General features: G+C 63.0%; 16 protein-coding genes and 2 pseudogenes. 10 read left to right on the forward strand and 8 right to left on the reverse strand.

The genetic code is table 11. From position 1 onward, the window contains the following. The first annotated feature begins 140 nt into the window (after positions 1–140). Complete coding sequence (locus tag AB8Z38_RS04615; protein WP_369723320.1) at positions 141–554, forward strand: hypothetical protein; 414 nt, start codon at positions 141–143, stop codon at positions 552–554. 651 nt (positions 555–1205) lie between these two features. On the opposite strand, the gene AB8Z38_RS04620 is transcribed toward AB8Z38_RS04615, so the two are convergent. Both AB8Z38_RS04620 and AB8Z38_RS04625 read right to left on the reverse strand, forming a co-directional pair. Beyond that, positions 1206–1658, reverse strand: a complete 453-nt coding sequence (locus AB8Z38_RS04620; RefSeq protein WP_369723321.1) for a DJ-1/PfpI family protein — start codon at positions 1656–1658, stop codon at positions 1206–1208. A 165-nt stretch (positions 1659–1823) separates the two neighbouring features. Further along, a complete protein-coding gene (locus AB8Z38_RS04625) occupies positions 1824–2447 on the reverse strand; it encodes a TetR/AcrR family transcriptional regulator (RefSeq protein WP_369723322.1) in 624 nt (207 codons plus the stop codon). 150 nt (positions 2448–2597) lie between these two features. Between AB8Z38_RS04625 and AB8Z38_RS04630 the strand changes: the two genes are divergently transcribed. Beyond that, a complete protein-coding gene (locus AB8Z38_RS04630; protein ID WP_369723323.1) occupies positions 2598–3572 on the forward strand; it encodes an alpha/beta fold hydrolase in 975 nt (324 codons plus the stop codon). 123 nt (positions 3573–3695) lie between these two features. On the opposite strand, the gene AB8Z38_RS04635 is transcribed toward AB8Z38_RS04630, so the two are convergent. After that, complete coding sequence (locus tag AB8Z38_RS04635) at positions 3696–3935, reverse strand: hypothetical protein (RefSeq protein WP_369723324.1); 240 nt, start codon at positions 3933–3935, stop codon at positions 3696–3698. A 326-nt stretch (positions 3936–4261) separates the two neighbouring features. Between AB8Z38_RS04635 and AB8Z38_RS04640 the strand changes: the two genes are divergently transcribed. The 3 genes from AB8Z38_RS04640 to AB8Z38_RS04650 all read left to right on the forward strand — a co-directional run bounded on the left by AB8Z38_RS04640 (position 4262) and on the right by AB8Z38_RS04650 (position 7654). Then, on the forward strand, positions 4262–5170 hold the full coding sequence (locus AB8Z38_RS04640) for a dihydrodipicolinate synthase family protein (protein WP_369723325.1): 909 nt from the start codon (positions 4262–4264) through the stop codon (positions 5168–5170). 144 nt (positions 5171–5314) lie between these two features. Continuing rightward, complete coding sequence (locus tag AB8Z38_RS04645; protein ID WP_369723326.1) at positions 5315–6286, forward strand: SDR family NAD(P)-dependent oxidoreductase; 972 nt, start codon at positions 5315–5317, stop codon at positions 6284–6286. A gap of 252 nt (positions 6287–6538) precedes the next feature. After that, positions 6539–7654, forward strand: coding sequence for an alpha/beta hydrolase (locus AB8Z38_RS04650; RefSeq protein WP_369723327.1), 1116 nt, complete (start codon positions 6539–6541; stop codon positions 7652–7654). Positions 7655–7664: 10 nt separating this feature from the next. Here the strand turns inward: AB8Z38_RS04650 and AB8Z38_RS04655 are convergent, their stop codons facing one another. After that, on the reverse strand, positions 7665–8171 hold the full coding sequence (locus tag AB8Z38_RS04655) for a MarR family winged helix-turn-helix transcriptional regulator (protein ID WP_369723328.1): 507 nt from the start codon (positions 8169–8171) through the stop codon (positions 7665–7667). Positions 8172–8581: 410 nt separating this feature from the next. Between AB8Z38_RS04655 and AB8Z38_RS04660 the strand changes: the two genes are divergently transcribed. Further along, the gene (locus tag AB8Z38_RS04660; protein ID WP_369723329.1) at positions 8582–10069 is read left to right on the forward strand and encodes a porin; all 1488 of its coding nucleotides are present in this window, start codon (positions 8582–8584) and stop codon (positions 10067–10069) included. A gap of 277 nt (positions 10070–10346) precedes the next feature. Here the strand turns inward: AB8Z38_RS04660 and AB8Z38_RS04665 are convergent, their stop codons facing one another. The 3 genes from AB8Z38_RS04665 to AB8Z38_RS04675 all read right to left on the reverse strand — a co-directional run bounded on the left by AB8Z38_RS04665 (position 10347) and on the right by AB8Z38_RS04675 (position 12235). Further along, positions 10347–10823: a GcrA family cell cycle regulator gene (locus AB8Z38_RS04665; RefSeq protein ID WP_369723330.1), complete on the reverse strand. Its 477-nt coding sequence runs from the start codon at positions 10821–10823 to the stop codon at positions 10347–10349. 72 nt (positions 10824–10895) lie between these two features. Further along, positions 10896–11093: a hypothetical protein gene (locus AB8Z38_RS04670; protein WP_369723331.1), complete on the reverse strand. Its 198-nt coding sequence runs from the start codon at positions 11091–11093 to the stop codon at positions 10896–10898. 200 nt (positions 11094–11293) lie between these two features. Further along, entirely contained in the window at positions 11294–12235 is a 942-nt protein-coding gene (locus tag AB8Z38_RS04675) for an acetamidase/formamidase family protein (RefSeq protein ID WP_369723332.1), read from the reverse strand. A 189-nt stretch (positions 12236–12424) separates the two neighbouring features. Here AB8Z38_RS04675 and AB8Z38_RS04680 point away from each other — a divergent pair, with 189 nt between their 5' ends. From AB8Z38_RS04680 to AB8Z38_RS04695, 4 genes and pseudogenes are all read left to right on the forward strand, one after another. Beyond that, positions 12425–13192, forward strand: coding sequence for a YdcF family protein (locus AB8Z38_RS04680; protein WP_369726742.1), 768 nt, complete (start codon positions 12425–12427; stop codon positions 13190–13192). Between the two features lie 60 nt (positions 13193–13252). Further along, positions 13253–14035 (forward strand): annotated as a pseudogene (locus tag AB8Z38_RS04685) (DUF169 domain-containing protein). A 9-nt stretch (positions 14036–14044) separates the two neighbouring features. Next, positions 14045–15223, forward strand: a complete 1179-nt coding sequence (locus AB8Z38_RS04690) for a trans-acting enoyl reductase family protein (protein ID WP_369723333.1) — start codon at positions 14045–14047, stop codon at positions 15221–15223. 18 nt (positions 15224–15241) lie between these two features. Then, positions 15242–16414 (forward strand): annotated as a pseudogene (locus tag AB8Z38_RS04695) (trans-acting enoyl reductase family protein); the annotation flags it as partial. Positions 16415–16852: 438 nt separating this feature from the next. On the opposite strand, the gene AB8Z38_RS04700 reads toward AB8Z38_RS04695, so the two are convergent. After that, positions 16853–18049: an FAD-dependent monooxygenase gene (locus AB8Z38_RS04700; protein WP_369723334.1), complete on the reverse strand. Its 1197-nt coding sequence runs from the start codon at positions 18047–18049 to the stop codon at positions 16853–16855. Between the last annotated feature and the right edge of the window lie 110 nt (positions 18050–18159).

Here is an 18159-nt window from a genome sequence, read left to right on the forward strand (position 1 = left end):
GATCACCAGCGAATCACACATCAGCCGCGGCAAGATCAAGCATGGTGCATTCAAGGGAAAATTCTTAGGGCGCGCCAATTCTGACCGTCCCTATACTACGGAGATATCTGGTCGGCTGCGATCCGAAGCGGGAAGCATCGATGAAATTCGTGCTCATGCGGAAGCGTATTGTAAGGCTAAGGGCGAGCTCTGGGCAAAAGTTCGCAGGCCTAATGTTCTGCCAGAAAGCGGCTGCCGCAAAAGTCTTCGACCAGTTCTCTATGAACGTCTATTTTACACCGATCACCTCCGAGCCCGACGTGGACCCAGCCCACTCCGATATCGGCATCGCCGGTCCGCCAATTGTGGACGGCTCGCCGGAGTATGATCGGTTGGTGATAGAGCTGTCAGACCTTTTGCGAGGATTACACAGCCCCGACCAAATTGACCTACTTCCAGAAGCTATTGCTGATGGACCACCATCAACAGAGATGTCTCAGACGGAACTTGAGCCCGGGGCGGTCGCATCGGACAGTTTGCCAACGAAGATCCTTCGTTTCCTAGGAATACGCTGATCGAACCTGCACTCTCGCAACCATTTATTCCGGTGTAGCTCCTGTTTTCGATCGCATTCGTTGCGAGCGTGCCCTCGCGTGCTGTGTAGGTCCCAACCATTTTCTGAGAGCGGTCCAACGTCCAGCAAAGTGCGTCCGCGATCTCGTGCGGGACGCACCAGGTCTTGCCGCGGTGCCCCCGTTGTCGTGCTTCGAGTGAAAGAGCGTCGTAAGTCAGTTAGAAAGGCAATAAGAAAAAAGCAAGTTGCTCCGACAACAGCTCCGCCTGGGCAATGGATCCGCCGAGACCGGATTACGGTGACAGTGCACTTAACTGATCTAACGCGCCGCCCGATAGAGTCGCAGGGCTCTGCCTTGATTCAATGAGGTGCACTGGACTGCACCCCGTAAGTGAGACGCGGTAAATTTCTGTGACAGGTTGTCTCCAAGGGTGACCGATGACAGACAAAATGGCGACCCGAACGTTTCCCACGGCGTTCAAGTTGAAGGCGATCAAGCGTGCCGAGGGAGGCGAAGGCGTTCTGCCTGTGGCCCGCAAGCTCGGCAAAACATGTCGCGCTGTTCGAGGCAGCCGGCTCGCGAGCGGGGGCCGGATGAACGCCTCTTACTCCATCCCGCCTCCCGATCCGCATAGAAGCGTTTCGTCAGGCACTAAATACCCATCCTCTCTTTGGCCGTCTCGGCCTCTTTTCGGGCCGAGGCAATAAGAGGTGCGCGACGTTTTAGGATCTCCTGTGTCAGCGCCGGTCCGGCGCCCTCTGGGCTGCCGGCGGCGAACGGTGGCTTTGGATCGTATTCGATCAGAAGCTGGATCCGCTTGGCGGTTTCCTCATTCGAGAGGCGAGCCGCGAGCGTCAGCCCAAAGTCGATCCCGGAGGTCACGCCGTCAGCAGTGATGCGGTCGCGATCCTCGACGACGCGCTCTGCCTTGAGCGTAGCGCCCATCAAGGGCAACAGCTCGCGAACATACCAGTGCGACGTGGCCTGATATCCTCTCAGCAGGCCTGCGGCGCCGAGCACCAATGATCCCGTACAAACGCTCGTCACATAACGAGCGCGAGCACCTCTCGAGGCGACGAAGGCGGTGACTTCCGCGTCCTTCATGCAGGCGATGGATCCCCGAGACCGCCAGGGACGAACAGGACATCCAGATCCATCGGACATCGCTATCCATCATGACAAGGCCTTCAAAGCGCATCCATCAGGTTGTGGCTGCCGATTCATGAGTCCGCGTCCTGGTTCTCGGTAAGGCTTCCCGGCGCAGCAACATTACCTCAAATACCCGACCACCATCCGCGTCGTCTCGTCCACCAGCGTCCGCACCATCTTCTCCGACAACAGCTCCGCCTGGTTCAGAACCGCGTTGTGCGCCACTGCTTCGATCGTGCTGACGCAGATGAAGGTGGCGAGCCCCGGATCGATCCTGCGCATCTCCTTGCGGCGGCTTTCGAGATAGGCGCGGACGAGGGTGTGGACTTCGCGGTTGAAGGCTTCGACGTAGGCGAGCTGACCGGTGCGGGGAATCTGCTCGGCGAGCACGCGATGCAATTTTGGGTCGATGCGGTGAGCTTCGACCGCGACGGTCACGAGCTTGCGCACGGCTTTCTCGATCGGAAAGTCGGCGACTTCGGCGAGCGCGGCGCGCACGACCTGCATGATCTTCTCGTTGTGACGGTCGATCACCGCCGCGACCAGCGCCTCCTTGCTGGGAAAATACTGGTAGAGCGAGCCGACGCTGACGCCTGCGACTTCGGCGATGCGGTTGGTGCTGGCCTTCTCAAAACCTTCCTTGACAAGAATGCGAGCGGTTGCCTCGACCAAGGCGTCGACGGTGACGCGGGATCGCTCCTGCGAGGCATTTTTCCGGGGTTTTGTGGGCGGTTTGCTGGCCACGACCTTGTGATCTGAATGCGAGTAGGAAAAGCGAGTGAATGCTCGCATTATAGCGGCAAATGGCGGCGGGTCGGCAAGCCTCTCTGTCGCCCTGCCGAAAGAGCCAGATGGGGATGTAGCCATGAGTTTTGCAAAAATGAGCGTTGCAAGATGAGTGTTGCAAGACTTGTGTCGGCCTTGCAGTTCTGTCCGGGCGGTTGCGTCTTCAGTGCGCCGTCCCGGCGCGATCCCGCACCAAGCCTGCAAAGCCGCGCCTTCAACATGCTGCTGAGGCAGCTTCCCTACAAGGCACAGCTCGCGTCCGCCGAGGCGGTGCAGGCGCACGTGCAAAAGCTCGCGCTGGAGCCGGCCTCGTTTGAACCGACGGGGCTCGGGCGCGGCGTCGAGGCGACGTTGACCAAGATGGGAGGGTGGCCGGTCTATTACACGGCGCCGCCATTGGGCCATGAGGGCTGCAACTACGTCATGTTCCTGCATGGCGGCGGCTACATCAACGAGATCGTGCCGGCGCACTGGCGCTTCGTTGGCCAGATGACGCGCAAGGCGGGCGTCGTCTGCGTGGTGCCGATCTATCCGCTTGCGCCGCGCGCGACCGCGAAGGACGTCGTGCCGGCGACGGCCGAGCTGTTGCGGATGCTGCTGGAGGATGCGGGTCCCGCAAAAGTCACCGTGGTCGGCAATTCGGCCGGCGCGGGCCTGGCGCTCGCCGCCTGCCAATGGCTGCGTGATCACGGGCATCGGCAGCCGAACCGGCTGGTGCTGATCTCGCCCGCGGCGGATGCGTCGATCAGCCGTCCGGAGCAGGTCGAGATCGCCGCGCGTGATCCCATGCAGGACATTCCGGGGATTGTCGAAGCGGGACGGCTCTATGCCGGCGAACTCGATGTCGGCCATCCCTTCGTCAGCCCGCTCAACGGCGCGTTCCGCTCACTCGCGCCGATGACGATCTTCTCGGGCACGCGCGATCTGCTTTACCCCGATAGCGTCGATCTTGCGGAGCGGGCGAGGGCGGTGGGCGTGCCGGTTGACCTGCAGCTTTTGCGTGATCAGCCGCACAATTATGCGCTGATGCCGACGCCGGAGGGGCGGCAGGCGCGTGCGATCATTCTGCGTGCGATTGCTTGAGGGGAAGGCGTGATCGTTGTCACAGAGCGCGCTGCCTCAAGCGGCTGGCGCTAGCGGTGCCCATGCGGAGCGACAAGGCGGCCTCCGGGGCGTCTCCTCGATAGCAGTAGTTTTGCGTGGCCCTCAGGCGTGGCCCTTGATCTCGTAGTGGCCCGGCACGCATTTGTAGCGGTCGAGGCGCCAGTTGGCGTGATAGATCGGATGCTCGCCCATCCATTTCGCAAGCGGAGCCTGTGCGCCGATCGCGCACTGCATCATCGACATCTCGGGCGTCATGTTGCTGTCGGTCACGATTTCCTCGACACAGCCGCCAGAAGCAGCTGCGCCGAGCCGGCAGAGCACGGCAACGACGGTTATGAACATTCCAGTTACCTCATCGGTCGTTTCTGATGACGAAGAGGATGCAAGCGGAGTGCCAGAGCCTGTGACACAAACAACACGCTGGCCTGGCCGACTCGACCCAGCGTCCACCCCCATTTGGCGATTCGGATTGTAAAAAATTTCCCCTTAAACCGAAGCCGGACAACTACGGGGAACCCAACGAATAACGGCAGGAATGACCGATTGTGGGGGCAGCGCCGCGCGGGAGGACCTTCACAGGCGTCATGCAGCCGATAGGCTCGGAAGCATGCGGATGCCCGTCAAAAGAGCGGGGCCGCCACAGGGTATTGGAAACGCGAGGACAGAGCATGAAGGTACGACCGACCGGCGTGATCCCGCCGATGACGACGCCGTTCCGGAAGGATGGCGAGATCGATCACAAGCTCCTGGCGCCGCAGGTCGACTGGATGATCGCTGCCGGCGCCCATGGCGTTGCGGCCGGCGGTTCGACCGGCGAGGGCCACACGCTCGACCATGAGGAATATCGCGACCTGATCGCCGCGACGGTGGACGCGGTGCAGGGACGCATTCCCGTGATCGCCGGCATCATCGTCGACTCCACGCGCGATGCGATCCGCCGCGGCAAGCTCGTGCGCGACATGGATGTCGCGGCCCTCCAGGTCACGCCGGTGCACTATCTGTTCAAGCCGGATGACGAGGCGATGGTGAGGCATTTCCGTGCCATGGCGGATGAGACCGGCATGCCCATCATCATCTACAACGTGGTGCCGTGGTCGTATTTGTCGCCGGCGCTGTTGACACGGATCATGACCGAGGTGCCGCTGGTCGTCGGCGTCAAGCAGAGCGCAGGCGACCTCAAGCTGTTCGCCGACCTCATGATGATGGCGCCGGACAAGCTGATCTACAGCGCGGTCGATGCGCTGATGTATCCGTCCTACACGCTGGGCGCCCATGGCTCGATCGCCGCGATCCTGACAGCGGCGCCGCACGCCTCGGTCGCGCTGTGGGATGCGGTGAAGGCGGGCGATCACCCGCGCGCGCTCGAGCTGCACAAGAAGCTGCTGACGCTGTGGAACGCGATCATTGCCGACAATCTGCCCGCTTGCACGCGTTACGCGCAGATGCTCCAGGGCCTGCCCAGGACCTATCCACGCGCGCCGATGCCGGAAGCCTCGCCCGCGCAGCAGGCCGCGACCCGCAAGGCGCTGCAGGCGCTCGGCGCCTTGAACGGCGCGGGGGTCGAAGCGGCCGAATAGTCCGCACACTGAAATCATCGACGCCGAAGCCGGCAGCGCCGATCCGCTTTTACCTGCGGATGCGGCGCTGCTACATTGGATCCGTCGCCGCGGCGCGCCGAGGATGAAGAAAACAAACTGACAAGGGGAGGGGCCGAAGTCCCGATGAAGGAATTTGCAGGAAAGATCGCAGTCGTCACCGGTGGCGGCACGGGAATGGGGCGGGAGCTCGCGCGGCAGCTCGTGGCCGAGGGCTGCAATGTCGCCATGTGCGACATCTCGGAGGCGGCGATGGCCGAGACCAAGCGGCTCTGCGAGGCCGAGAAGCTGCCGCAGGGCCTGCGCGTCACCACGCATGTCGCCGATGTCTCGATCGAGGATCATCTCAAGCGCTTCCGCGACGAGCTTGCCGACCAGCAGATGACCGACAGGATTCATCTGCTGTTCAACAACGCCGGCATCGGCGGCGGCGGCAGCCTGTTCACCAACACGCGCGAGCAGTGGGAGCGCACCTTCAACATCTGCTGGGGCGGGGTCTATCTCGGCGTGCGCACATTCCTGCCGATGCTGGTGAAGGCGGACGAGGCCCATATCGTCAATACCGCGAGTGTCAACGGCTTCTGGGCCTCGATCGGCATGAACCAGTCGCACACCGCCTATAGCTCTGCGAAGTTCGCCGTGAAGGGTTTTACCGAAGCGCTCATCAACGATCTCCGCCTGCACGCGCCGCACGTCAAATGCTCGGTGGTGATGCCAGGCCATATCGGCACCTCGATCGTCTCCAACTCGCGCAAGGTGCAGAGCGCCGATGGTTCGGAACGTCTCAACCCCGACGAGGTGGCGCTGACCCGCACCCGCATGGTCGCGGCCGGCGTGCCAGATGCTGACAAAATGTCGGACGAAGACATCCAGGCTGTATTTGCCGAGCGCGCCCGCAGTTTCCTCGAGGATGCACCGACTACGGCTGCGCAAGCCGCGAAAATCATTCTCGACGGCGTGAAGGCGGAGCGATGGCGCATTCTGGTCGGCGAGGACGCCAAGCGGCTCGACGAGCGCGTGCGTGCGACGCCCGAGCAGGCCTACGACCGCGCCTTCTACGAAAGTTTTACCCAGGAGGTCGGCTGGCGGCTTGGCTGAGACCGTCAACGATGGCGCGCCGATATAAGTATGACGTTCATCATGACAAGAGGCGCGCAACTAATTTATGCGGCGTCGGGTCGCATGCATTCGTCGTCGTATGTCGCAAGGGAATGTCATGGATGTGGGAATCATTCACGCGTTCAAGAGATGGTGATCTCGGACGCGTCTCATTCGGCGCAAGCCAGCTTGGTCGGCGAATTAAAATAGTTTAATGAATCGGGGTAGCGCCACGATCGAGCGTAGCTCCCGATGATACCCGCATGCCTCTCCGACGACTGGACCCTCTGCCCGGAGAGAGAGGATATCTCCGCTGAATTCACGCGGCTGCTCACCGCGGCCCAGGAGGGCGGCGCCACCATCGCCGAATGCCTGATGATCGCCCGGCAGCTGAAGCGCGGCGACGAGCAGTCCTGGCATCGCGAGTGGAAGAAGCTGGCGCGGGCCAATCGGCAGCGCGCCGAGGCTGCGTTCGCGGAGGGCCATTTGGCGACCGCGCAGCGCAATTGGCTGCGCGCCATGAACTACTACAGCGCGGCCGCGATGCCGCTCGATGCGGCCGACGAGCGCCGCTGGGTTGCGGTGCTCGCGATGCAGGATTGCGCCCGCCGCTTCCTCGCGGCGCGCAACCCGGCCGGCGAAGTCGTGACGGTGCCGTGGGTCGAAGGGCATTCGCTACAGGGCTACTTCCTGCCGGCGCCATCCGCCAACGGGCGGGCTCCGACCGTGATCTGCATCGGCGAGCCCGGCCATCGCAAGGAAGAGTTTCTGTTCAAGCTTGCGCCGCATGCACGCGAGCGCGGCCTTTCGATGCTCGCTCTCGACCTGCTTGGCGAGCAGCGCGACGATCACCTCGACCAGGTGTTGCAACGCCGGGATCTCGAGAGCTCGATTGCCGGCGCGATGGATTATCTGGAGACGCGCAGCGACGTCGATGTTGATCGCGTCGCGATCGTGGCGGACGGGTGGGGCTCTTCATTTGTCACACGTGCGGTGTTGCAGGAGCCGCGGCTCGCTGCAGCCGTGTGCGATGGCGGCCTGTGGGATCTGCACGAGCGGTCCTTCTTCGCCAGCCGTTTCGCGATGCGTGATCTCAGCATCGTTCCGGTGCCGCATTCGCTGCTGATGGCCTCCAGCGTCGACTGTCCGGTGCTGATCACACTTGGCGAGGACGGTTGGCTTGAGGCCGACCGGGCGCGTCAGATCGTGCAGGAATCGGGCCTTGCCAGTTCGGATCTCGTGCTGAAGGTGTTCACCGCAGCGGAGACCGGCGCGGCGCAGGCCCACGCGGACAATCCGAGCCTTGCCAACGAATACATCTTCGACTGGCTCGAATCGCAGCTCGGCGCCGCGGGCCGGGGAACCTGAGCGGAGCGTCCTAGTAGTCGAGCGACATCCGGACGCAGGCCTTTTCGAGCCGGGACTTCAACGTCGCGAGCTTGGTGGTGAATTCGGTCAGCTCGTTCTCGTCGAATTCCTGGAAGACGAATTCACGGATCGTCTTGTACTGCTCGTTGAGGCTCGCAATATGCTTCTGCGTCTTGTCGAGCAACGATAGGCGCACCACCCGCGCATCGGTGGTCGACGGCCGCCGCCGCAACAGGCCCTTCTTCTCGAGCAGCTTGGATTGGGTGGTGACGAAGGAGGGATCGACGTGGAGGAGCTTCGAGACCACGTTGACGGGGACGCCATCGTCCTTGTCGAGATCGGAGATGGCCATCAGGATCAGCCATTGCGGTCCGCTGATGCCGAGCGTCCTTGCCCAGAACTGACGCAGCTCCTCCAGATACATGTTGATCGACGATATCTCCCAGGTGAATCGCCTGATGATATCGAGATTGCCGACGGAGCGGAGACGCGCCCCTTCTTTCCTCGTCGCTGACACGGCGTCACTCCCGTCGGCCAATTTCTTTCTTTCCGGTGTTCGCGAGCCATAGTCCACGCAACTCTGCCCTGACGCAAGTGCAGAGCAGGGTAATTGTCTCATGGAAATTACAAAGATGATCAGGACAGGCTTTTTCGCCGAGCCCTGGGTGTGTTGCCTTGCAGACACAGAGTTACTGAAACCGGAAAGCTTATCTAATAAAGTATTTTGATTAGAAGAACGCCACATGCATATTGATCCGTGGCGGTGGGGGGTACTCGATCGTCCCGTTGCAGGTGGTCCGCTCACGTCCCTCGCGTCTCAGGCGGGTGTGTCCGAAAGCGCGAAGCGGCCGAGCGGATTTAGGAGACGGGGATCTGGGGGGCCTCACGGTCCGGTCTCCGTAAAATGAGCAACTTGGAGGTTTTAAAATGAGAATGGTGAAGAGCGTTTTGCTCGGCACTGCGGCGGGTCTGATCGCCGTCGGTGGAGCGCAGGCGGCTGATCTTCCGTTGAAGGCCAAGGCCGTCGAATATGTGAGGATCTGCTCCCTGTACGGCGCGGGTTTCTACTACATGCCAGGCACCGACACTTGCATCAAGCTCGGCGGCTATGTGCGTGCCGACATGATCCTCGGCGGCGCAGGCGATTATAGCTTCCAGCAAGGCACGCCCGCAGGCGCGAACAACCGTCTGACCGACTACTATCATTCCCGCGCTCGTATGGACTTTACCGTCGATACGCGCACGGCGACCGAGTATGGTGTGGTTCGCACTTATGCCGATATGGTCTTCACCTGGGATACTCCGTCGGTCACCGGCAGCACCCCGTCGGCGTTCGGCACCGGTTCGGCTTCGCTCGGCCTCTACCACGCGTTCATCCAGTTCGCCGGCTTCACCTTCGGCCGCACGGTTTCGTTGTTCGACGCTCCGTGGCAGAGCTATCCCGCTGGCGGTCCCGATACGCTTCCGGGCGGCAGCAACCACGTGAACGGCGTCAACCAGGTTGCCTACACGGCTGACTTCGGCCAGGGCATCACCGGTTCGATCGCGTTGCAGGACGAGACGTCGGCGAATGGTGGCCAGTCGAACCTCTGGAACACCACGTTCGCCACGCCTGCTGCTGCTGGCGCTGCGTTCGTGACGGGCACCTATGGTGCCAACGATTGGGGCGGCACGCGTACCCCTGACATCATCGGCCAGGTTCGCGTCGATCAGGCCTGGGGTCTGGCCCAGATCTCGGCTGTCGCGCATGAGCTCCATGCCGCCTACTACGGCGCGACCGAACCCAGTGGCCATCCCGAGGACAAGTGGGGCTGGGCGGTTCAGGGTGCGTTGTCGATCAAGAACATCCCGACCGGAGCTGGCGACAGCATCAACTTGCAGGCTGTCTACACGGATGGCGCGACTCGCTACAACTTCCAGAGCTTGTTCCCGCAGAGCTTCTTCATGTTCGGCGGTAGCGGCACGGCCTACCAGAGCGTCGGTATCGCCGGTCTTGCTGACGGTGTCTTCGGCGTCGGCACCGGCATCGATACCGTCAAGACCTGGGGCATGCGCGGTGGCTACACCCACAACTGGAACCCCTACTGGTCGACCAGCATCTACGGTGCGTATGCTCAGTTGAAGTACGGCGATGCCGGCAAGGCGATGATTTGCGGCAACTTCGCTGCGATCGCGCTCCCGGGTTCGACTTGTAACCCGGACTTCAACTTCGCAGCCATCGGTGGCAACGTCGCCTGGACCCCGGTCAAGAACCTGACCTTCACGGGAGACCTGAGCTATTCGCATCTGGATCAGAAGTATTCGGGTACGATCGCGAGCCCGGGCATTGCCGCCGCCGCCAAGCCGGCAGCTGTCTATGAACTGAAGGACCAGAACTCGGTCACCATGATGCTGCGCGCTCAGCGCAACTTCTAAGATCGAGTCTCGCGGATCGATCAGAGAACCCCGGCGGGAAACCGCCGGGGTTTTTTTGCGAAGCAAGCGAGCTTTCGAATGGCAGAAGCTTCTACGCAAACAGGAAGACAGCCATGCGATTCCACCGCCACCAAATTTATTTACTTAGCTGAGTTACTAAGCTATATAGCTCTCAGCCGATTTCGAAAGTCACGGCTCTTGGCTGATGCTAAGCCTCCAGAAACCTCCGGCGATGCCCCGCCGGAGGTTTTTCATTTTGGGACAAGATGACCCGGCCTCAGCCGCGCGCGACGCGCGCGCGGGAGTTCGGCCGGTAGGCGAGGCGGCTGTGGCCGGCGCAATAGGACTGCCCGTCAGGTGCAGCGTTGCCGCAGAAGCAGAAATCTTCGGCACCCGGCGTCGAGATCGGCCAGCGGCAGCGGTTTTCGCCGAGCTCCAGCAGCGAGCAGCGGTTGGCGTCGTCGATCGGCCGGTCGATCGCGGGCTCGCTGGTTTCGCCGTAGATCGTGGCGAGCATTTCGAACTGCAGGCGGGGCACCGCCTTCGCGCGCGCCGGCGGAAAATTCCTGTCCTGAAGCCTGCGCTCGTCGACGGAGCGGCCGCGCGTGAGATTCAATCGGGACAGCTTGCCGATCACGGCGTTGCGGCTGACGCCGATATCGGCGGCGATCTCGCGGCAGGACAGGCCGGCCTCGAAATGCTGCTTCAGAAGTTCGATGCGTTCGTCGGTCCAGGTCGGTGAAAGAACAGGCATTTGAACGGTCCCAGGTTGCAGATGTCGGCCATCCGCCGCTCGAGATCCGTCCGCTTCACGCTCGCTGCGCGCTCAGGTCCTGCCATTGTCGCAGATCGACAAAAGCCCGTCCTTGATGGCGAGACGGATGCCTTCCTCGATCAAAGTCCGTGCGACGCCGGGAACGCTGGTGCCGTGGGTGCCCTGTCTCACCAGTTTTTCCAGATAGGTGATGGTCGAGAGCGCCAAGGTTACGGGAATGCGGTCAGTCTCGGCTTTTTCGGTGGCCATGTCCGAACGCTAGCCTCATACGCGGGTACAGAAAAGTAACGATTAAGACTCTATTTAGGTTCGATAGCGGAAGTCAAATCCCGATCGCGGCTATTCTTGAGCTTGTTGGAATCGCTGGAGAAAACGTCCACGACGTCGGGCGCCGCGCCGGTATCCGGTGCGGCGGTGGAGCTGGACGCGGAGAAGGGAGAGGGGCTGAGCTAGCTGTGCACGATGGTCTTTTCGATCATGCAGTGAATGCCCTTGGAGCCGTTCACGGTCTGCGTCACCCGCAAATCGGCGGCGAGACTGCACAGCGTGTAGGCGTCCTCGCGCGACAGGTTTCGCCTTTCGCCGAGCAGTACGATCATGTCCCGCAACGCCCGCACCACGCACTGGTCGAGGTCGGGGTCCATCGCCATGGTCATGTAGTGGGTCGGCGTTTCACCGCGCGGATAATCGAGCCGCAGATCCTTGCGCAGCGTCAGCCGGAAGCGGCCCTGCAACGCGGTCTCGATCGCGGTGACGCAGACTTCGCCGTCGCCCTGCACGCCGTGGCCGTCGCCGCAGGAGAACATCGCCCCCGGCACGAACACCGGCAGATACAGCGTCGCGCCCGCGCCGAGCTCCTTGTTGTCGAGATTGCCGCCCATCGCGCGTGGAATCAGCGAGGTGATGCGGCCCCAGGCCGGCGGCGGCGCCACACCCATCACGCCGAAGAACGGCTTCAACGGCAGGTCGAGGCCCCACGGCATGCGGCCGACCATCCGCGCCCGGTCCAGCGGGATGTTGAGCAGGCGCGTGTCGGGAAAATCGTCGGGCAGGGTGCCGGCAAGCGGCTTGATCAGATTGTAGCCCCAATCCTGCCGGAGCTCGATCTCGAGAATCTCGACCGCGAGCACGTCGCCGGGTTCGGCGCCATCGATTGCGATCGGGCCGGTGAGGATATGGCCCGGGAGCATCCGTTCGGATTTCGCATGCACCTCGAACAACTCGGGCGGAACGTGAAACCGGCTGCGGTCCGGCACCACCTCCGGGCCACCGCTGATGGTGTCGATGGTGACCTCGTCGCCGCTCTTGATGGTCAGAACCGGCTTGAGCCTGGCCTCGAAGTAGCCCCAGTGGCAGGTGTCGGGGCTTGCATGCAGGTGGTGATGGGTCATTGGCGGTGTCCGGTCGTTTTCATTGACGGCAGCAGGAGAACTTGTCACGGCCGGGCTTGACCCCGCAATCGATCCTCTTCAAGAAGATTTCCGAAGACGGGCGGGCAGGTCAAGCCCGCATGTCATAGGCTCGATCATTTCAGCGAGGTTCTCCTGTTCTTCATCCTGTCCAAGACGCTCGGTGCCGCGCTGCTGCCGATCAATCTGCTGGTCGAGCTTGGCCTCGTGTCGCTCATTCTAATGGTGACGCGCTTTGCGGCGTTGGGTCGCAAGCTCGCCGTGACCACGCTGATCTTGCTGGCCTTGGCCGCGTTTTCTCCGCTTGGCAATCTCCTGCTCTATCCGCTCGAGTCGCGTTTTCCGCAATGGGATCCGTCGCGCGGTGCGCCGGATGGCATCATCGTGCTCGGCGGCTCCGTCGACACGGACCTGTCGGCGGCGCATCACTCGCCCGTCGTCCCGCATGCGGCCGATCGCCTGTTTGCACTGGCCGAGCTCGCGCGCCGCTATCCCAATGCGCGCATCGTCTTCACCGGGGGCAACGCGAACCTGGTTTCGACCGATGCCCGGGAATCCGACTACTCTGCGCCGATCCTCGAAAACCTGGGGGTGCCGAAGGAGCGCCTGGTCCTGGAACGGAATTCGCGCAACACCTACGAGAACGCGATCTTCACCAAACAATTGGTGGCGCCGAAGCCGGGCGAGCGCTGGCTTCTGGTGACTTCGGCGTTCCACATGCCGCGATCGATGGGAATTTTTCGCAAAGCCGGATTTGACGTCGAGGCCTATCCGGTGGACTGGCGGATGGGCGGACGCGACGAGCTTTTCGCCTTCACCAATATCGGCGCGGACGGGCTCGGCCGGACCGACGTCGCCATGCGCGAATGGATCGGCCTTGTGGCCTATCGCCTGATGGGCCGCACCGGCGAGTTGCTTCCCGGACCAGCCAGGGACTAGAACCGGAACTGGAAAAACAACAACAGCACCGGCGCGCGATCGCCGGCCCGGAGGAACGCCATGCCGCAACAGAGCGCCGAGACGATCGACCTTGCCGGCCTCGTCACCGATCTCAACAGCCTGTTGCGGCTGAAGACGACGGTGATCGGCATGAAGCTGTTCGCGCGCGTCGCGGAGATGGAGGCGATCCCGAAAATCCGGCGGCCGAACGCGGTCCATACCACCGACCAGATCGTCAGTATGGCTTCGCGGCTCGGCTGGACCGTCGGCATCACCGCCGACGATCTCGTAGGCCACCAGTGCCGCGCCGTGATTGGCCTCGCGCCGCAGGACGAAAAGTGGCTCGCCGGTGAAAACTATGTCGGCGTCTGGCACGGCACGGCGGAGGACGCGCGCAAGCGCCAGGAGGCGCTGGACGTGGTTCCGTTCGGCCAATACCAGGCGCTGGCGGTGAGCCCGCTTGCGAGCGGCCGGCTCGATCCGCCCGACATCTGCCTCGTCTATGCCACGCCCGGCCAGATGATCATCCTGATCAACGGGCTGCAATATACCGGCTACAAGAAATTCGAATGGGGCGTCGTCGGCGAGACGGCTTGCGCGGATTCGTGGGGGCGGGCGCTCAAAACCGGCGAGCCCAGCCTGTCCTTGCCATGCTATGCCGAACGGCGCTATGGCGGCGTGCCGGACGAGGAGATGCTGATGGCGCTGAAGCCCCAGCACCTCGCCAAGGCGATCTAATGCATGAAGGCACTGGCCAAAAACGGCCTGCGCTATCCGATTCCACCCTATGGTATTCAAAGCGATGTCCGTGCCGGCATGGGCGTGAGCTACGCGAAGAAGTAAAGGCCGACCATGAGCTCTGCGAAATTCGACATCGTCGTCTACGGCGCGACCGGCTTCACCGGCCAGCTCGTCGCCGAATATCTGACGCAGCATTACAAGGGCGACATGGCGCCGAAATGGGCCATGGCAGGCCGGAGCCTCGGCAAGCTCAAATCGGTCCGCGATGCGATCGGCGCGCCCGGCAATACGCCGCTGATCGTCGCGGATGCGTCAGACGCCGCCTCGCTCAGGGCGATGGCGGAGCAGACCATGTCGGTGATCACCACCGTCGGTCCGTATCAGCACTATGGCGAGGAATTGTTAGCTGCCTGCGTCGCCACCGGCACGGACTATTTCGATCTCTGCGGCGAGCCGATCTGGATGCGGCAGATGATCGACAAGTACGAGGCTGAAGCGAAGGAGAGCGGCGCGCGCATCGTGTTCTCCTGCGGTTTCGATTCCGTGCCGTTCGAGCTCGGCGCGTTCTTCGTGCAGGAAGAGGCCAAGCGCGTGCTCGGCGCACCGGCCGCGCGCGTGAAAGGCCGTGTGCGCGACATGCGCGGCACGCTCTCGGGCGGCACCGCGGCGAGCGCGAAGGCGACCTTCGACGCGGTCGCAAAGGACATCAGCCTCATCACCATCCTGAATGATCCGTTCGCGCTGACGCCCGGGTTCACCGGTCCGAAGCAGCCGAGGGGCAACAGGGCGGCCTTTGAGGAGGATCTGCAATCCTGGGCCGCGCCGTTCATGATGGCGTTGATCAACACGCGCAACGTCCACCGCTCCAACATGCTGATGGGTTTCCCCTACGGCCAGGACTTCGTCTACGACGAGATGGTCCTGACCGGTCCCGGCGAAAAGGGCGAGGCCAACGCCAAGCGCGTGATGGCGGCGAACGCCGAGAAGACCGGCCCGAGCGCGCCGAAGCCGGGTGAGGGCCCGTCGAAGGAAGAGCGCGAGACCGGCCGCTTCGACGTGCTCTATGTCGCGATCGCGCCCGACGGCCGTCAGGTTCGCGCCGGCGTCACCGGCGATCGCGATCCCGGCTACGGCTCGACCTCGAAGATGATTTCAGAATGCGCGATGTGCATGCTGCGCGATGTGACGGACGTCCCGGCCGGCTTCTGGACGCCGGGCGCAGCGATGCAGCACAAACTGATCAAGCGGCTGCAGGAGCATGCGGGACTGACGTTCGGAGTCGAAGCCTAAGTGAGCTCGGGGCCGCCTTTGTCATCGTCCAAATTCGATATCGTCCTCTACGGTGCAACCGGGTTCACCGGCCAGCTCGTCGCCGAATATCTTGCTGCGCGATCAGAGGACGACAAGACGTTGACATGGGCGATGGCCGGGCGAAGCAGAGACAAGCTTGCCTCGGTGCGCGACGCGATAGGCACGGCGGCTGATACGCCGCTCATCCTGGCTGATGTCAGCGATCCCGCGTCGTTGCAGGCGATGGTCGATCAAGCGAAGGTGGTGGTCACCACTGTCGGTCCGTACCAACTCTACGGCTCCGACCTGCTCGCCGCCTGCGTTGGCTCCGGGACCGACTACATGGATCTCTGCGGCGAGCCGATCTGGCTGAAACAGATGATCGACAAGCATGAGACGGCCGCAAAAGCGAGCGGCGCGCGCATCATGTTCTCCTGCGGCTTCGACTCGGTGCCGTTCGAGCTCGGTACGTTCTTCGTGCAAGAGGAGGCCAGGCGAGTGTTCGGTGCGCCGGCGCCGCGCGTCAAGGGCCGTGTGCGGGACCTCAGCTGGAAGTTTTCCGGCGGCACTTCGGCAAGCGCAAGGGTCACCTTCGAGGCGGTTGCGCAGGATCTCAGCCTGGTGTCGATCCTTAAAGATCCGTTTGCCTTCACGCCGGGATTCGAAGGTCCGAAACAGCCGCGCGGCAACAAGCCTGTGTTCGAGGAAGACCTGCAGTCCTGGTCCGCCCCGTTCGCGATGGCGACGGTCAACACCCGCAACGTCCATCGCTCCAACATGCTGATGGGATTTCCCTATGGCAGGGACTTCGTCTACGACGAGATGGTGCTGACGGGAGCGGGAGACGAAGGGCAGGCCAACGCCAAGCTTGTCATGGCGGCCAACGGCCAAAAGACCGGTCCCGAAGCGCTGAGGCCTGGCGAGGGGCCGTCAAGGGAGGAGCGCGAAAACGGTCATTACGATCTGCTCTATATTGCAGTCGCTCCTGACGGCCGCCAGGTCCGAGCCGGGATCAAGGGAGACCTCGATCCAGGCTACGCGTCGACCGCGAAGATCATCTCCGAATGCGCGATCTGCCTGTTGCGCGATGTGACGGACGTGCCGGCCGGCTTCTGGACGCCGGGCGCAGCGATGCAGCACAAGCTGATCAAGCGGCTGCAGGAGCATGCGGGACTGACGTTCGAGGTGGAGAATCTAGCTGCCGGCTTCGCCTCTCCCCGCTTGCGGCAGGGCAATCGCATATGCGTGCACGGTGCAGCGTCATCGGCAGTCGGCCCCCTCTCCCGCTTGCGGGAGAGGGTTGGGGGAGAGGGTATGTCCGCGTCGGGATTGTCGAGAATTGCGGAGATTGTCCTGCGTGGTGAGAGCCCTCACCCGCCGCGCGCGGGACGATGCTTCGCATCGCCCGGGGCGCGTCGGCCTCTCCCGCAAGCGGGAGAGGCCGAGCAAGCCGCGCGGTCCTCGTGTAATCCATATGCGATTGCCCTGCCACTTGCGGGGAGAGGCCGGATTGGCACAGCAATCCGGGTGAGGGGGAGCCTCAGCGAGTCAAACTCTCAGCGCTCCCGCCGAGGCAGCCCCTCACCCCAGCCCTCTCCCCCGTAAGAACGGGGAGAGGGAGAGAGGCGGCTACACCGCCCGCGCGTCGTACGCGTACATGAACTCCATGCTCTTGGAGCCCAGCGGCAACAGCCATTTCATCATCTGATTTCGCACCCAGGCGCCGGTGGCGCTGAATTCGCGCTTGCCGTTGCCGTTGCGGCGGGCCAAGGCGACGATCTTTTCCGCGCGCGGGCGCCGCTCTGCCTCGAAGGCCTGGAAGGTGGCGCTGAGCTCCTGGCCATCCTGCATCAGACGGGCAAGCCGCATCGCATCCTCGAGCGCGAGCGAGGCGCCCTGGCCGGCGTGGGGGCTGGTCGCATGCGCGGCATCGCCAATCAGCAGCGAACGCTTGCGCGACCAGGTCGGCAACGTGGCGACGTCGAGCGTATCGGTGACCACGATGGTCTCGGCGGCCTCGATGATCGCGGGGATCGGATCGTGCCAGCTATGGTGGAAGCTGCGCAGATGCTGCTTCAGCGTCCGCTCATCGAGCGCGCGGAACATCGCGGCGTCCATGCCGTGGGCGGGCTGCGTGCTCCACCACATCACACCGTCGCTGGGATCGGGGCTGCAATAGCCGTAGCCGAAGAAGCCGCTCTGACCGAACGTGGTTTCGACGTGGCGGCCGACCGGCCTGCCGTCAAGAACCGAGTGCGGAACGAAACCGCCGAAGCCGATTAAGCCGGTGTTGAACGGCTGCGGCCCGTCCGGCACCACCTGGCGCCGCGCCACCGAGTGCACGCCGTCCGCGCCGATCAGGAAGTCACCTTCGGCGGTGGTGCCGTCGGCAAAATAGGCGATGATCGACTGGTCGCCGCGGTCCTCGACCTTGATCAGCCGCTTCTCGAAATAGAGCGACACGCAGGAGCACCAGGCCTTGTCGATCAGCATCTCGTTCAGCGTTGCGCGGCAGACGTTGACCGCGGGCTGGCCGAAACGCCGCGCCATGTCGCGGTTGATCGAGCCGAGCCTTCGGCCCTCCTGCGAATAGAAGTTGAAGGACTCCGCGACCGAGCCGCGGCTGATGAGCTCGCCGGCGAGCCCGATCTCGTCGATGACCTGCATGCCGTTTGGCGCGATCTGGAGGCCGCCGCCGATGCCCTTGGAGTAGGGCCAGGTTTCGTAGATCGCGGATTCGATCCCGGCGCGGCGCAGCAGGATCGCGGTGACGGGCCCGGCGATGCCGGCGCCGATGATCAGGGCCTTGCGGGGACGATGGGACATGGCTTGCTCCGGGGGCTTCCGCGGTGATAGGAGAAATCACGGTCGCTAAATATCTTAGTGGCTAAGATATATATTCGGTAAGATATGAGGTCGGCCGTGTCAAGGGCGAA

This window comes from Bradyrhizobium sp. LLZ17 (genome assembly GCF_041200145.1).
In the GTDB taxonomy this organism is placed as follows: domain Bacteria; phylum Pseudomonadota; class Alphaproteobacteria; order Rhizobiales; family Xanthobacteraceae; genus Bradyrhizobium.

Coding starts and splice junctions, on each gene's coding strand:
- AB8Z38_RS04615 (WP_369723320.1), top strand. CDS start 141: ATGAAATTCGTGCTCATGCGGAAGCGTATTGTAAGGCTAAGGGCGAGC.
- AB8Z38_RS04620 (WP_369723321.1), bottom strand. CDS start 1,658: ATGAAGGACGCGGAAGTCACCGCCTTCGTCGCCTCGAGAGGTGCTCGC.
- AB8Z38_RS04630 (WP_369723323.1), top strand. CDS start 2,598: ATGAGTGTTGCAAGACTTGTGTCGGCCTTGCAGTTCTGTCCGGGCGGT.
- AB8Z38_RS04635 (WP_369723324.1), bottom strand. CDS start 3,935: ATGTTCATAACCGTCGTTGCCGTGCTCTGCCGGCTCGGCGCAGCTGCT.
- AB8Z38_RS04640 (WP_369723325.1), top strand. CDS start 4,262: ATGAAGGTACGACCGACCGGCGTGATCCCGCCGATGACGACGCCGTTC.
- AB8Z38_RS04645 (WP_369723326.1), top strand. CDS start 5,315: ATGAAGGAATTTGCAGGAAAGATCGCAGTCGTCACCGGTGGCGGCACG.
- AB8Z38_RS04650 (WP_369723327.1), top strand. CDS start 6,539: ATGATACCCGCATGCCTCTCCGACGACTGGACCCTCTGCCCGGAGAGA.
- AB8Z38_RS04660 (WP_369723329.1), top strand. CDS start 8,582: ATGAGAATGGTGAAGAGCGTTTTGCTCGGCACTGCGGCGGGTCTGATC.
- AB8Z38_RS04665 (WP_369723330.1), bottom strand. CDS start 10,823: ATGCCTGTTCTTTCACCGACCTGGACCGACGAACGCATCGAACTTCTG.
- AB8Z38_RS04670 (WP_369723331.1), bottom strand. CDS start 11,093: ATGGCCACCGAAAAAGCCGAGACTGACCGCATTCCCGTAACCTTGGCG.
- AB8Z38_RS04675 (WP_369723332.1), bottom strand. CDS start 12,235: ATGACCCATCACCACCTGCATGCAAGCCCCGACACCTGCCACTGGGGC.
- AB8Z38_RS04690 (WP_369723333.1), top strand. CDS start 14,045: ATGAGCTCTGCGAAATTCGACATCGTCGTCTACGGCGCGACCGGCTTC.
- AB8Z38_RS04700 (WP_369723334.1), bottom strand. CDS start 18,049: ATGTCCCATCGTCCCCGCAAGGCCCTGATCATCGGCGCCGGCATCGCC.